The organism is Pandoraea communis (genome assembly GCF_902459745.1).
In the GTDB taxonomy this organism is placed as follows: Bacteria; Pseudomonadota; Gammaproteobacteria; order Burkholderiales; family Burkholderiaceae; genus Pandoraea; species Pandoraea communis.
The window spans coordinates 633,900-647,465 of sequence record NZ_CABPSJ010000001.1 but is presented as its reverse complement, the minus strand read 5'-3'; the positions used below and the strand labels follow the sequence as shown (position 1 = coordinate 647,465).

Below are 13,566 nucleotides of genomic sequence, written 5' to 3'. Positions count from 1 at the left end.
TCCACCAGCAGACCGCCTGCCGCCTACCGCTTGAACGCCAGCAACTGCGCGCCTTCCGGCACCTGATCGCCGACCACGTAAAGCACTTCTTCGATCTCCCCGTCCGCCGGCGCGCTGATGGTGTGTTCCATCTTCATCGCCTCCATCACGAGCAGCGGCGCCCCCTTCTCGACCTTGGTGCCGGCCTGCGCGAGCACCGCGATGACCTTGCCCGGCATCGGTGCCGTCAACCGGCCTTCGCCTCCTTCGTGGGCTCCGGCCTGCGCGAGCGGATCATGCCAACGCAGGGTCCATGACAGACCATCGGCGAAGACGTGCGCGGTTTGCTGCTCGAAGTCGACGTGACCCTGCACGCGCCGCTCGCCGAGCGTCACGCGGTACACGCCGCCGTCGTGGGCGTACCGATACGGATAGGTCTGCCCGTCGACTGTCAGGGTGCTGGCCTGCGGGCCGCTCGTGAGCACAACGTCGAGACGTGTCTCGCCGTGATCGAACGATAGCGTGCGCCGGTAGTCGGCGTTCAGACGCCAGCCCGTGGCGAGTTGCCACGGCGAGTGATGATCGATGCTGTCTTGATACTTGCGGCGTCCGATCACGGTTTCGCGGCTGAGCTGTGCGGCAACGGCCAGCGCCAGCGTGGTTGCCGGCACCGGGGCGGCGGCCGGGAACAACGTGTCGCGGTGGCGCTCGATCAGCCCGGTGTCGAGATCGGCGCCGGCGAACGGCTCGCTGGCGACCAGGCGGGAGAGGAACGCGATGTTCGTCTGCACGCCGACGACGCGGTACTGACCCAGCGCACGGCGCATGCGCGCGAGGGCTTCTTCGCGGTCTTGTCCCCACACGATCAGCTTGGCGATCATCGGATCGTAGAACGGCGAGATGGTGTCGCCTTCGCGCACGCCCGAGTCGATGCGCACGGCGGCCGGTGTCGCCGCTCCGCCGATCTCGAACTGGACCGCAGCGGGCGGACGCAGCGTGGACAGTGTGCCCGTCGACGGCAGGAAGTTGTTGTCCGGATTCTCGGCGTAGATGCGCGCTTCGAGCGCATGGCCGTGAATGCGCAACTCGTCCTGCTTGCGCGGCAACACTTCGCCTGCGGCGACGCGCAATTGCCATTCCACCAGATCGAGGCCGGTGATCATTTCCGTGACCGGGTGCTCGACTTGCAGACGCGTGTTCATCTCCATGAAGTAGAACGAGCCGTCCTGATTGGCGATGAACTCGACCGTACCTGCGCCGACATAGCCCACGGCGCGCGCGGCGTTGCAAGCGGCTTCGCCCATCGAGCGGCGGCGCTCACCGGTCATGCCCGGTGCGGGCGCCTCCTCCAGCACTTTCTGATGACGGCGTTGTACCGAGCAGTCGCGCTCGAACAGATAGACGCAATTGCCGTGCGTGTCGGCGAACACCTGAATCTCGATGTGACGCGGACGCGTCAGATACTTCTCCACGAGCACGCGCTCGTCGCCGAAGCTGCTCGCCGCTTCGCGCTGGCACGACGCCAGTGCGGCGCGGAAATCCTCGCTGCGCTCCACGACACGCATGCCCTTGCCGCCGCCGCCCGCGCTGGCCTTGAGCAGCACGGGGTAGCCGATGTCGTCGGCGCGTGCGTGCAGGAAGGCGGCGTCCTGATTGTCGCCGTGATAGCCGGGCACCAGCGGCACGGCGGCGCCTTCCATGAGCGTCTTGGCGGCGCTCTTGCTGCCCATGGCGCGGATGGCGCCGACCGGCGGGCCGATGAAGACGATGCCGGCCTCGTGGCACGCGGCGGCGAACGCCTCGTTCTCCGACAGGAAGCCGTAGCCGGGGTGGATGGCCTGTGCGCCGGTGGCTTTGGCGGCGTCGATGATGGCGTCGATGCGCAGGTAGCTGTCGCGCGCGGCGGCCCCGCCGACGTGCACCGCTTCGTCGCACACGGCAACGTGCTTGGCGTGGGCGTCGGCGTCGGAATAGACGGCTACCGTGCGAATGCCCAGCCGTGCAGCCGTTGCCGCGACGCGACAGGCGATTTCGCCGCGGTTGGCGATGAGGATCTTGTCGAACATATTGCCTCCGGAAAACGATCGATTTGGGTGGCGCGTGGCGCATGGCACCTTCGCTTGTGACGACGGGCCACTGCACTTGCACCATTCTCTTTGCTATCCAACTTCGCCGCGACGGCGGATCGTCTCTTGCGATCTCTCAGCCGTCGCGTCGCTCAACTCGTCAACACATCCTTTCACGCCAGTCGTCAGTCTCGCCGCCTGCCGAACGGGCTCAGTGAGTCGCGCAGGCCGTAAGGCCATCGCATTCGCCCGCGTTCCCGGCGCCAAGCTTTTCCTCGGTCGACGTGCGCATGCCGAGGCGCGCGAGCAACGCACGGTCATGCTCGGCCTGCGGGTTCTGCGTCACGAGCAGTTTCTCGCCGTAGAACATCGAGTTGGCGCCGGCGAGGAAGCACAGCGATTGCAGTGCGTCGTCCATCATTTCGCGGCCAGCCGACAGACGCACCATCGCGCGCGGCATCGTGATGCGCGCCACGGCGATCATGCGCACGAAATCGAACGGATCGACATTCTCGTTGTGTTCGAGCGGCGTGCCCTCGACCTTCATCAGGTTGTTGATGGGCACTGACTCGGGATACGGCGACATGTTGGCCAGCTGCGCGATGAGACCGGCGCGCTCGCGGCGCGTCTCACCCAGACCGACGATGCCGCCGCAGCAGACTTTCAGCCCGGCGTCGCGTACGCGGGCGAGCGTGTCCAGACGATCCTGATAGGTGCGCGTGGTGATGATCTGACCGTAGAACTCGGGCGACGTATCGAGATTGTGGTTGTAGTAATCGAGACCGGCCTCGCGCAACTGTTCGGCCTGCCCGTCACGCAGCATGCCGAGCGTGACGCACGTCTCGAGACCCAGCGCCTTGACGCTGCGCACCATCTCGCCCACGGCGTCGACCTGATGCGGTTTCGGGCTGCGCCATGCGGCGCCCATGCAGAAGCGCGTCGCGCCCGCGTCCTTGGCGCGCTGCGCGGCGGCGACGACTTCCTCCACCGGCATGAGCTTCTCAGCCTCCACGCCCGTGTCGTAACGGGCCGATTGCGGGCAATAGGAGCAGTCTTCCGGGCAGCCGCCGGTCTTGATCGAGAGCAGCGTCGAGAGCTGCACGGCGTTGGCGTCGAAATGGTCGCGATGCACCTGCTGCGCACGGAAGATCAGATCGTTGAACGGCAGCGCGAAGAGCGCTTCGATCTCGGCGACGGTCCAGAGCTTGTCGTTGCGGCGCAGCGCTTCGTCGTGTCCGTGAGCGGCGGTGTGGGTGTGAACTTGCATAGTGTGATTCCTTGAATTCTGTGTGAGGGGTGTCGCGCGATGGGTGGCCGCGCGCTCAGGGGGCCGTGTGCGGGCGCGTCGTTAGCGACGCCTCAACCGCACGCGGCAATGTCGAGTCGACCAGCGGGGCAATGTCCAGATAGCCGGACGCCGTCGCGGCATCGGGGTGTGGCAGATGCGGCACGCGTCCGAGCAGCGGCGCGCTCAGGCGCGTGGCAATCGCATCGACGTTCGCCTCCGCATGGCGCATATCGGGATCGACGTGATTGGCGACCCAGCCCGCGAGCGTCAGACCGCGCGAGGCAATGGCTTCGGCGGTGAGCAGCGCGTGGCTGATACAGCCCAGCCGCAGGCCGACGACGAGGATCACCGGCAGGCCGAGTTGCCGCGCCAGATCGGCCGTGTCCGGTGCACTGGCGTCGGGGCCGAGCGGCACGCGAAAACCGCCCACACCCTCGACGATCACCAGATCGGCGCGCGCGGCCACACGCGCGTAGCCTGCCCGGATCACACTGCAATCGAGCGCAATACCTTCGGCGGCGGCCGCGATGTGAGGCGCAGTGGCGTCCTTGAGAACGTACGGGCAGTACCAGTCGTCCGGCAGCTTCAGCGTGCTTGCCCGATGCAACTGCTCGACGTCGTCGTTGACGAAGCGCCCGTTGTGCTCGAAGGCGCCCGCCGCCACCGACTTCAGTCCGGCGCACACCAGTCCGCGACGCGCCGCTGCGTGCAGCAGTGCCGACGAAACGAGCGTCTTGCCGATTTCGGTGTCGGTGCCGGTGACGAAAAACGCATGGCGGGCAGGCGTCGCGCGTTCGGCCGGCGTCTCGACGCAAGCATTACAAGCACTAGGGGTTCGATCATCCATGCGCGTGCTCCGTCCAGTCTCGGTCGAGTTGGTTGATGGCGGTGGCCAGCCGTGCGACGTCGTGCGCGGTGTGCGCGGCGCTGAGCGTCACACGCAGGCGCGACGTGCCCGGCGCCACCGTCGGCGGACGAATGGCAGGCACCCACAACCCGGCCTCGGCAAGGCCCGCCTGCGCGTGCAGCGCTGCGGCGTTTTCACCGAGGATGATTGGCTGCACGGCCGTCGGCGAGACGATATGCCGCCAATGCCGCAGCGTGAGCGAATCGCGCAGTTGGGCAATACGGGCCTGCAACGCGGCGCGGCGCTCGCGGCCTTCCTCGCCGGCAATCAGGGCAACGCTCGTGAGCAGTGCGTGCGCTTGCGAGGGGGCGGCTGCCGTCGTGAAGATGTACGGCCGCGCACGATTGATAAGCCAGTCGATGACACGATGGTTTGCCGCGACAAACGCCCCGCCGACACCTGCGGCTTTGCCGAGCGTGCCGATGATGACGAGGTTGGGCGAGCGCAGATCGAAATGCTCGAACACGCCACGGCCGTTTTCCCCCACGACGCCGAAGCCGTGCGCGTCGTCCACAACGAGCCACGCGTTGTGCTGTTCGGCAAGCGCGAGCAGTTGCGGCAGCGGCGCGATGTCGCCGTCCATCGAGAACACGCCGTCGGTGACGATCACCTTCGTCCCGGCCGTGCTGGCAGCGAGCAGCGCAGCCAGCGCATCGACGTCACCGTGCGGATAGACATGCGTGCGTGCGCGGGACAGACGGGCGCCATCGATCAGCGACGCGTGGTTCAGGGCCTCGGAGAAGATTTCGGCATCTTTACCGGCGAGCGCCGAGATCGCCGCCAGATTGGCCATGTAGCCGGTGCAGAAGTACAGCGCGCGGCCGTCGACCAGATGCGGCGACATGAACTCGGTGAGCGCGTCTTCGAGTTCGGCGTGGGCCTGCGAATGACCGCTGATGAGGTGCGAGGCGCCGCTGCCAGCCCCATAGCGGCGAGCGCCTTCGATGAGCGCCTCCACAACCTTCGGGTGGGCAGCCAGACCGAGATAGTCGTTGCTGGCGAACGCGAGGACATCGCGGCCATCGGCCCGCACGTGCGGCTGGCATGGCGTGGAGACCACGCGGTGACGGCGGCGCAAGTGCGCGCGGTCGATCTCCGCGAGTTCGGCGTCGAGGCGGGCGAGCAAGGGATGGGACGTCATGCCGACACCTCCACGCTGTGCGTCATCGTGGCGTCGAACGCCGCGAGCGTTTGTTGCGCGAGCCAGTCGACGATGCCGTCGTCCAGCACATACGGGGGCATCAGATAGACCGTGGCGCCGATGGGGCGCAGCAGCACACCGCGTGCGCGGGCTTCGGTGTAGAAGCGCTTAGCGAAGGCGCCAGCGGCGTCAGATGCCTTCGGCAACACCGCGTCGAACGCCCAGATCATGCCGCGATGGCGGAAATGCCGCGCGCGCGGATCGTCCGCCAATGGCGCGAGCGCCTTTGTGAGACGGGCGGCGCGAGCGGCGTTGCGCGCGAGGACGTCGTCGTCGGCAAAGATGTCGAGCGTAGCGAGCGCGGCGCGGCACGCCAGCGGATTGCCGGTGTACGAGTGCGAGTGCAGGAAGCCGCGCGCGGTGTCGTCGTCGTAGAAGGCGTTGTAGATCTCATCGCGCGAGAGCACGAGCGAGAGGGGCAGATAGCCGCCGCTGATCCCTTTGGACAGCGTAAGCAGGTCGGGCCAGACACCTGCCTGCTCGCTCGCGAAGAAGGTGCCGGTGCGTCCGCATCCGACGGCGATTTCGTCGGCGATCAGATGCGCGCCATGCCGGTCGCACAGCGCACGCACGAGCCGCAGGTACTCGGGATCGTGCATCGCCATGCCGGCCGCGCATTGCACGAGCGGCTCGACGATGACGGCGGCGACGCGCCCCTCGCGCTGGGTGAGCAACGTGTCGAGTTCGGCCGCAGCACGGCGTGCTACGTCGACCGGCGTTTCGCCATCGCGCGCGAGACGCGCATCGGGCGAGGCCACCACATGGGCGTGACGCAGCAGCGGGTCGTAGGCATCGCGGAACAGCGCGACGTCGGTGACGGCGAGCGCACCCAGCGTTTCGCCGTGATAGCCGTTGCGCACGCACACGAATTCGCGCTTGTCGCTGTGGCCTTGATTGCGCCACGCGTGAAAGCTCATCTTGAGGGCGATCTCGACGGCAGACGCGCCATCGGAGGCGAAGAAGGCATGGCCCAGCACGCCGCCTGTGAGCGCAGACAGGCGTTCGGCCAGCGCGACGACCGGCTCGTGCGTGAAGCCTGCGAGCATGGCGTGCTCGAGGCGGCCGAGTTGATCGACGAGCGCCGCGTTGATGCGCGGATTCGCGTGACCGAAGAGGTTGACCCACCAGGAACTGATGGCGTCGAGATAGCGCTCGCCGTCGGTATCGACGAGCCAGGGGCCTGCGCCGTGAGACAGCGCGACGAGGGGCAGCTTTGCCTGTTGCTTCATCTGCGTGCAGGGGTGCCAGACCTGTCGCAGACTGCGCGCGGCGAGATCGCTGGGACCGGCGGGGGGGCGCGTGAAGGCGTCCATCATTGACTCCTTGGTTGGCCGCGACGAACGACACTCGCACGGCGGCGTGCGTCGTTCGTCCGGCTGGCCGGTGGCGGGCGTCGCACTGGGCGCTTCCGCACGGGGCCGGAGGTGGGGGATGGGCGCATGGTAGGCAAAGCGTTTTGGCAGGGCAATAGGCGGAATTGGCGCAAAAAATCGCTGGTTTGCGTGCTGTAGCAAGACGTTATCGATAAATTCGTAAAACCCGCCGATAACGTTGCGGTATCTCCGCCGTCAGCCCTCCTCAAAAAAATTTGTAACCGATGATGCGTGTTGGCGCATGCGCAGGGCTCAGGACACCTCGCGCCACGACGGCGAACGCTTTTCAAGGAACGACCGCACCCCTTCGCGGCCTTCGTCCGATGCGCGGATCGTCGCGATACGGTCTGCCGTCTCGGCGATGGCGTGGTCGTCGATGGCGCGGCCCGCGAAGTCCTGCACCAGGCGTTTGCACTCCTTCACGGCGTTCGGGCTGTTATCGGCCAGCGCCTTGGCGAGTGCCTGCACGGTGCTGTCGAGCGCGTCTGCGGTAACGACTTCGTGCACGAGGCCGTGCCGTTGCGCCGTGGACGCAGTGAAGCGCTCGGCGGTGAGGAAGTAGCGGCGCGAGGCAGCCTCGCCGAGCGCGCGAATGACATAGGGGCCGATCGTGGCCGGCATCAAACCCAGCTTCGCTTCCGACAGGCAGAAGTGCGCGGTGTCGACGGCGACGACGATATCGGCCACGGCCGCGAGACCCACGCCACCGGCGTAAGTGTCGCCCTGCACGCGGGCGATCACCGGCTTCGGGCAGCGGTAGATGGTGTTCAGCATGACGGCGAGCGTCATCGCGTCGGCGCGGTTCTCGGCGTCCGAGTAACCGGCCATCTTCTTCATCCAGTTCAGGTCGGCGCCAGCGCAGAACGCGACACCTTCCGCCGCGAGCACGACGACGCGCACATCGTCGTTCGTGGCGAGCGCGCGAAACGCCCCCGTCAATTCCTCGATGACCGTTTCGTTGAAGGCGTTACGCACGTCCGGTCGATTGAGCGTGATCGTGGCGACGTGGGCATCGACGCTGAGTTTTAGCGTGGCGAGATTCATGATTGGGAATTCCTCGAAGGACCGGTGCGGGCGGTTACATGCGGAACAGGCCGAAGCGCGTTTCGGGAATCGGTGCATTCAATGCCGCCGACAGTCCCAGTCCGAGCACGGTGCGCGTATCCGCCGGATCGATCACGCCGTCGTCCCACAGGCGAGCGCTCGCGTAGTACGGATGTCCCTGACGTTCGTACTGATCGCGGATCGGTTGCTTGAAGGCATCTTCTTCCTCCGCGCTCCACTGACCGGCCTTGGCTTCGATGCCGTCGCGCTTGACCGTGGCCAGCACCGACGCGGCTTGCTCGCCGCCCATCACCGAGATGCGGGCGTTGGGCCACATCCACAGGAAACGCGGCGAGTACGCGCGACCGCACATGCCGTAGTTACCGGCGCCGAACGAGCCGCCGATGATGACGGTGAACTTCGGCACGTTCGCGGTGGCGACAGCCGTCACCATCTTGGCGCCGTGCTTCGCAATGCCTTCGTTTTCGTACTTGCGGCCGACCATGAAGCCCGTGATGTTCTGCAGGAAGATCAGCGGGATCTTGCGCTGGCAGCACAACTCGATGAAGTGCGCCCCCTTTTGCGCCGATTCCGAGAACAGAATGCCGTTGTTCGCCACGATGCCGACCGGATAGCCCCACAGATGCGCGAAGCCGCACACGAGGGTGGTGCCGTAACGCGCCTTGAACTCGTCGAATTCGGAGCCGTCGACCAGACGTGCGATCACTTCGCGTACGTCGAACGGCTTCTTCGTGTCGGACGGAATCACGCCATACAGTTCGCGGGCGTCGTACTTCGGCTCGACAGGCGGCTTGACCGTGACCGTCGCCGGCTTCTGACGATTGAGGTTGGCGGCGATGCTGCGGGCGATGGCGAGCGCGTGCGCGTCGTTCTGCGCGAAGTGATCCACCACGCCCGACAGCCGGGTATGGACGTCGGCCCCGCCGAGGTCTTCGGCGCTGACGACCTCGCCCGTCGCCGCTTTGACAAGCGGAGGACCGCCGAGAAAGATCGTGCCCTGTTCCTTGACGATGATCGACTCGTCGCTCATCGCGGGCACGTAGGCGCCACCGGCCGTGCACGAGCCCATCACCACGGCGATCTGCGGAATGCCCTGCGCGGACATCTGCGCCTGGTTGTAGAAGATGCGGCCGAAGTGATCGCGGTCGGGGAAGACGTCGTCCTGATTCGGCAGATTGGCGCCGCCCGAGTCGACGAGGTAGATGCACGGCAGATGGTTCTGCTCGGCGATCTCTTGCGCGCGCAGATGCTTCTTGACCGTCATCGGGTAGTAGGTGCCGCCTTTGACCGTGGCGTCGTTGCAGACGATGACGCATTCCTGACCCGAGACGCGTCCGATACCGGTGATGATGCCCGCACCCGGCGCATCGTCGTGATACATGCCGATGGCGGCGAGTTGCGAGAGTTCGAGAAACGGCGAGCCCGGATCGAGCAACTGCTGCACACGCTCGCGCGGCAGCAGCTTGCCGCGCCCTACGTGCTTCTTACGTGCGGCCTCACCGCCGCCACCGGCCAGTTGCGCGACTCGTTCGCGCAGGTCGTCGACCAGGGTCTGCATCGTGGCCGCGTTGCGTGCAAAATCTTCGCCGCGCGGGTTGAGTTTGCTTTCGAGAATCGGCATGTGACGAAATCCGGTGGAGAGTGAGTTGTCGTTGAATTCGTTTTCTGTACGAGCGCTGGTGCGATTTCAGTCGAACAGGTCGCCGTCGATATAGCGCCAGCGGCCGTCGCCGGAGCGCTCGAAGCGGCTGCGCTCGTGCAAGCGGTGGGCGCGTCCGCCGACCTTGTAGCGGGCGACGAATTCGACTTCGGCGTGGGTGTCGTCGCTTTGCCGATGCGTCTTGACCTGAAGGTCGAGCCACTGCGGTGCGTCGTCGAAGTCGAGCATGGCGGGACGTGTGCGTGCCGCCCACGTGTCGAGCAGGTACGGCGCGTTGTGACGCACGAACGCCGTGTAGCGCGAGCGCATCAGCGCTTCGGCCGTGGGGGGAATGTCACCGCGCTCCAGATAGCGCCCGCAGCAGTCGTCGAACGCGAGTCCGCCGCAAGGGCAGGCTTCGCGATCGGGGGCCGGCGTCGGGGTGCTGCGCGACGGTTGGGGTCTTGCCATCGTGTGTCTTGCCTTGTTGTCAGATTTTGCCTTGCTTCAGACAGGCCTCGACCTGCGAGAAGCGATCGAAGCCCCAGAACGGTTCGCCGTCCACGATCACGAAGGGCGAACCGAAGACGCCACGCGCCATGGCCAGATCGATTTCGGCCTTGAGGTGATCCTTGGCGGCGGGGGAGTGCATACCGGCATCGAGCGCCGCACCGTCGATGCCCAGCGCCTCGCCCAGACGCACGAGTTCGCCCGGGTCGCCGATGTTCACGTCGTCGACGTAGAGCGCCTGGAAGATCGATTTCGCGAACTCCGCAGACAGGTCGCCGCCGCGATGATCCTGTACCCACAGCACGGCGCGCTCGGCGGCTTGCGTTGGGATCGGGAAGTGCGTCGGGCGCTTGTATGCAATGCCGTGAAAGCGCGCGGTGCGCTCCACGTCGTGTCGCAGGTACTCGGTCTTGATGGGATGCTGCACCGGCGCTCCCGTGCCGTTCACCTTGTAGACGATGTCGAGCAGGATCGGGTGCCACGCGACACCGCGTCCGTTTTTCGCGGCGATGTCGTCGATGCGGGTACTCGCAAAATACCCATAAGGGGATGCGAAGTCGAAATAAAAATCGATGGCGGACGTCATGTTGGCTCCGTTTCCGAGTGACGTGTCTGGCCCGCGAATCAAAAGATACGGCGGCGTGGCAACAGCTTGTGCGACTGCTTGTTATTCCGTCTGACGCCGGGCGATTTCTGCCCCGTCGCCACTTGTCTCGTCTCGTGCGCCGTTCCTGAGGGGATGGCTCACGCCTGCGGCCCGCATGACCCCGTGGCTACCACGTGAGCGCGTTGCCGTCGTAATTGAAGAACCCGCCGTTGTGCGTTGCGCGCTCGCGCGGCGCTCGGGCGAACACACGGCGCATGCCGGCTACGCTTGTCTGCACGTCGATGTCGGCGTCCTCGCCGCCCATGTCCGTGCGCACCCAGCCAGGATGCATGGCGACGCATGTGGCGCGCTGCGCTTCGAGCGATACGGCCTTGACCACCGAATTCACGGCAGCCTTGCTCGCGCGGTAGAGCCAACTTCCGTTCGACTCCATCAGCGCAACGCTGCCCATGCGGCTCGAGAGAAAGCCGAACGTGCCGCCAGCGGCTTCGACGAACGGCAAGACGAGCGGTGCGGTTTGCATGGCGCCGAGCACGTTCGTGTGGAACACGCGGTCGAAGGCTTCCTTCGTGATCGGCGCAAGGCCCGCTGTGCGGTCCGAGTTCACGCCTGCGTTGTAGACGGCGACGTCCAGTTCCACGCCGTCGAGCTGCCACGACAGGCCGGAGAGCGACTCGACGCGCGTGACGTCGAGCTTGAGCGGTTCGGCGCCGAGTTCGCGCAGGGCCGCCAGTCCATTGTCGTCGCGCGCCGTGGCAAACACTCGCCAGCCGTCCTCGCGATACTGCCGTGCGAATTCCATGCCGATGCCGCGCGAAGCACCGATGATGAGCGCAGTTTTCATGACGGGTTTGTCCTGTCGGTCAGCGCCGAAGTCAGAGGAGAGTCAGACGAGTTCGATAGCCATGGCCGTGGCTTCGCCGCCGCCGATACACAGGCTGGCGACGCCGCGCTTGCCGCCGGTCTTGCGCAGCGCACCGATCAACGTGACCAGAATACGCGCGCCGGATGCGCCGATCGGGTGGCCGAGCGCGCAGGCGCCGCCGTGAATGTTGACCTTCTCGTGCGGCAGGTCGAACTCCTGCATCGCCGCCATCGCGACGACCGCGAAGGCTTCGTTGATTTCGTAAAGATCCACGTCCTTGGTCGACCAGCCGGTTTTGTCGAACAGCTTGCGCATGGCGCCGACCGGTGCGGTCGTGAACAGGCCCGGCTCCTGAGCGAAGGTGCTGTGACCGGCGATGCGGGCCAGCGGCGTGAGCCCGAGGCGCGTGGCCGTCGATTCGCGCATGAGCACGAGCGCGGCGGCGCCGTCCGAGATCGACGACGAATTGGCAGCCGTCACCGTACCGTCTTTGCGAAAAGCGGCCTTGAGGGTCGGGATCTTCTCGGGATTGGCCTTGAGCGGCTGTTCGTCCTGATCCACGACCGTGTCGCCCTTGCGGCCAGCCACCGTCACCGGCGTGATTTCCCACGCGAACGACCCGTCCTTGATGGCGCTTTGGGCGCGTTCGAGCGAGGTGATGGCGAAGGCGTCCTGCGCTTCGCGGGTGAACGCGTAACGGTCTGCGCATTCCTCGGCAAAGGTGCCCATCAGGCGACCTTTGTCGTAGGCGTCTTCCAGACCGTCGAGGAACATGTGATCGAGGACCTGGCCGTGTCCCATGCGCATGCCGACGCGCGCCTTGGGCAGCAGATAAGGCGCGTTGCTCATGCTCTCCATGCCGCCCGCGACAATGACGTCGGCACTGCCGGCGACGAGCATGTCGTGCGCGAACATCGCGGCGCGCATGCCGGAGCCGCACATCTTGTTGACGGTGGTGGCGCCTGCGGCGAGCGGCAGCCCGGCGCCGAGCGTGGCCTGACGCGCCGGGGCCTGGCCCTGACCGGCGGGCAGCACGCAGCCCATCACCACTTCGTCGACCTGTTCCGGCTTCAGACCGGCGCGCTCGACAGCGGCACGAATGGCGGCAGCACCCAGTTGCGGTGCCGCGACGTCGCCGAATACCCCTTGCAGGCCGCCCATCGGCGTGCGGGCGGCGGAAACGATAACGATCGGGTCTTGTTGCATGGCAGTCTCCTGTAATCGGTGGCGGGGCTGGCGATTCGCCTTCGCAGACGGGCTCGTCAGCCCCCGAATATCCAATGCTTCAGTCCTTCCATCGTCCACGCGCCCATTCGGATGAGGGAGTGTCCGGCGCAGCCGGACGGCGCCGATCGCTCAGGCGCGTGGGTTGCGTAATTCGTCCATCGCCGCGACACAGCGGTCGTAGATGCGCGGCAGGGCTTCGAGGCTGTTGACGGACATGCGCAGGTCGCGCACCAGCCCGTCGCGCAGGCCGTACACCCAGCCATGCACCGTCACGGGTTGATTGCGGGCCCAGGCGTCGCGCAATACCGTCGTGTGGCAGATATTCACGACCTGTTCAATGGCATTGAGCTCGCAAAGGCGGTCGTGACGCGCGTCGCGCGAGGGCAGCGCGTCGATCTGCTCGACGTGCTGCTCGTAGACGTCGCGCACATGGCGCAGCCAGTTATCCACAAGGCCCATCTTCTCGCCGTCGAGTGCTGCCCCCACGCCGCCGCAGCCGTAATGGCCGACCACCATGATGTGGCGAACCTTCAGCACTTCGACGGCGAACTGCAATACCGACAGGCAGTTCAGATCGCTGTGCACGACCACGTTCGCAATATTGCGGTGGACGAACACTTCGCCCGGCGCAAGGCCGGTAATCTGGTTGGCAGGCACACGTGAGTCGGAACAGCCGATCCAGAGATACTCCGGCGCTTGCAGCTTCGACAGCCGCTCGAAAAACGCGGGGTCCTCCGCGTTCACGCTGGCAACCCAGGCGCGATTGTTGTCGAGCAGATGGATAAGAGGTTGGTCTTTGTCTTCGGTCATGATCGTGTCATCCGGCGGGCATGTCGTGG

The 13,566-nt window shown here is 66.0% G+C and carries 11 protein-coding genes and 1 pseudogene; all 12 read right to left on the bottom strand.

The annotated features are described in order from the left end of the window. Positions 1–23 precede the first annotated feature (23 nt). Positions 24–2,045 carry an acetyl/propionyl/methylcrotonyl-CoA carboxylase subunit alpha gene (locus PCO31110_RS03015; protein WP_150689585.1) on the bottom strand — a complete coding sequence of 674 codons (2,022 nt, stop codon included), beginning with the start codon at positions 2,043–2,045 and terminating at the stop codon, positions 24–26. A 211-nt stretch (positions 2,046–2,256) separates the two neighbouring features. Continuing rightward, a pseudogene (gene bioB, locus PCO31110_RS03010) lies at positions 2,257–3,237 on the bottom strand (biotin synthase BioB); the annotation flags it as partial. A gap of 130 nt (positions 3,238–3,367) precedes the next feature. Then, positions 3,368–4,180, bottom strand: a complete 813-nt coding sequence (bioD, locus tag PCO31110_RS03005; protein WP_150689583.1) for a dethiobiotin synthase — start codon at positions 4,178–4,180, stop codon at positions 3,368–3,370. Then, positions 4,173–5,381 (bottom strand): 8-amino-7-oxononanoate synthase, encoded by a 1,209-nt coding sequence (gene bioF, locus PCO31110_RS03000; RefSeq protein ID WP_010808384.1) that lies wholly within the window; start codon positions 5,379–5,381, stop codon positions 4,173–4,175. The genes bioD and bioF overlap by 8 nt, the downstream gene beginning before the upstream one ends. Next, positions 5,378–6,754, bottom strand: a complete 1,377-nt coding sequence (gene bioA, locus PCO31110_RS02995) for an adenosylmethionine--8-amino-7-oxononanoate transaminase (RefSeq protein ID WP_150689903.1) — start codon at positions 6,752–6,754, stop codon at positions 5,378–5,380. Before bioA ends, bioF begins: the two co-directional genes overlap by 4 nt. A 312-nt stretch (positions 6,755–7,066) precedes the next feature. Further along, positions 7,067–7,858 carry an enoyl-CoA hydratase/isomerase family protein gene (locus PCO31110_RS02990; protein WP_150689582.1) on the bottom strand — a complete coding sequence of 264 codons (792 nt, stop codon included), beginning with the start codon at positions 7,856–7,858 and terminating at the stop codon, positions 7,067–7,069. Between the two features lie 34 nt (positions 7,859–7,892). Continuing rightward, the gene (locus tag PCO31110_RS02985; RefSeq protein WP_150689581.1) at positions 7,893–9,500 is read right to left on the bottom strand and encodes a carboxyl transferase domain-containing protein; all 1,608 of its coding nucleotides are present in this window, start codon (positions 9,498–9,500) and stop codon (positions 7,893–7,895) included. Positions 9,501–9,566: 66 nt separating this feature from the next. Beyond that, complete coding sequence (locus PCO31110_RS02980) at positions 9,567–9,989, bottom strand: YchJ family protein (RefSeq protein ID WP_150689580.1); 423 nt, start codon at positions 9,987–9,989, stop codon at positions 9,567–9,569. 19 nt (positions 9,990–10,008) lie between these two features. Next, positions 10,009–10,614, bottom strand: a complete 606-nt coding sequence (locus tag PCO31110_RS02975) for a 2-hydroxychromene-2-carboxylate isomerase (protein ID WP_010808390.1) — start codon at positions 10,612–10,614, stop codon at positions 10,009–10,011. A 187-nt stretch (positions 10,615–10,801) separates the two neighbouring features. Beyond that, positions 10,802–11,479: an SDR family oxidoreductase gene (locus tag PCO31110_RS02970; protein ID WP_150689579.1), complete on the bottom strand. Its 678-nt coding sequence runs from the start codon at positions 11,477–11,479 to the stop codon at positions 10,802–10,804. A 42-nt stretch (positions 11,480–11,521) separates the two neighbouring features. After that, on the bottom strand, positions 11,522–12,706 hold the full coding sequence (locus PCO31110_RS02965; protein ID WP_150689578.1) for an acetyl-CoA C-acetyltransferase: 1,185 nt from the start codon (positions 12,704–12,706) through the stop codon (positions 11,522–11,524). A gap of 150 nt (positions 12,707–12,856) precedes the next feature. Then, positions 12,857–13,537, bottom strand: coding sequence for a carbonate dehydratase (gene can / locus PCO31110_RS02960; RefSeq protein WP_010808393.1), 681 nt, complete (start codon positions 13,535–13,537; stop codon positions 12,857–12,859). Between the last annotated feature and the right edge of the window lie 29 nt (positions 13,538–13,566).

Excerpts from the sequence above, each read along its gene's own strand:
- PCO31110_RS03015 (WP_150689585.1), bottom strand. The coding sequence starts at position 2,045 with ATGTTCGACAAGATCCTCATCGCCAACCGCGGCGAAATCGCCTGTCGC.
- bioD (WP_150689583.1), bottom strand. The coding sequence starts at position 4,180 with ATGGATGATCGAACCCCTAGTGCTTGTAATGCTTGCGTCGAGACGCCG.
- bioF (WP_010808384.1), bottom strand. The coding sequence starts at position 5,381 with ATGACGTCCCATCCCTTGCTCGCCCGCCTCGACGCCGAACTCGCGGAG.
- bioA (WP_150689903.1), bottom strand. The coding sequence starts at position 6,754 with ATGGACGCCTTCACGCGCCCCCCCGCCGGTCCCAGCGATCTCGCCGCG.
- PCO31110_RS02990 (WP_150689582.1), bottom strand. The coding sequence starts at position 7,858 with ATGAATCTCGCCACGCTAAAACTCAGCGTCGATGCCCACGTCGCCACG.
- PCO31110_RS02985 (WP_150689581.1), bottom strand. The coding sequence starts at position 9,500 with ATGCCGATTCTCGAAAGCAAACTCAACCCGCGCGGCGAAGATTTTGCA.
- PCO31110_RS02980 (WP_150689580.1), bottom strand. The coding sequence starts at position 9,989 with ATGGCAAGACCCCAACCGTCGCGCAGCACCCCGACGCCGGCCCCCGAT.
- PCO31110_RS02975 (WP_010808390.1), bottom strand. The coding sequence starts at position 10,614 with ATGACGTCCGCCATCGATTTTTATTTCGACTTCGCATCCCCTTATGGG.
- PCO31110_RS02970 (WP_150689579.1), bottom strand. The coding sequence starts at position 11,479 with ATGAAAACTGCGCTCATCATCGGTGCTTCGCGCGGCATCGGCATGGAA.
- PCO31110_RS02965 (WP_150689578.1), bottom strand. The coding sequence starts at position 12,706 with ATGCAACAAGACCCGATCGTTATCGTTTCCGCCGCCCGCACGCCGATG.
- can (WP_010808393.1), bottom strand. The coding sequence starts at position 13,537 with ATGACCGAAGACAAAGACCAACCTCTTATCCATCTGCTCGACAACAAT.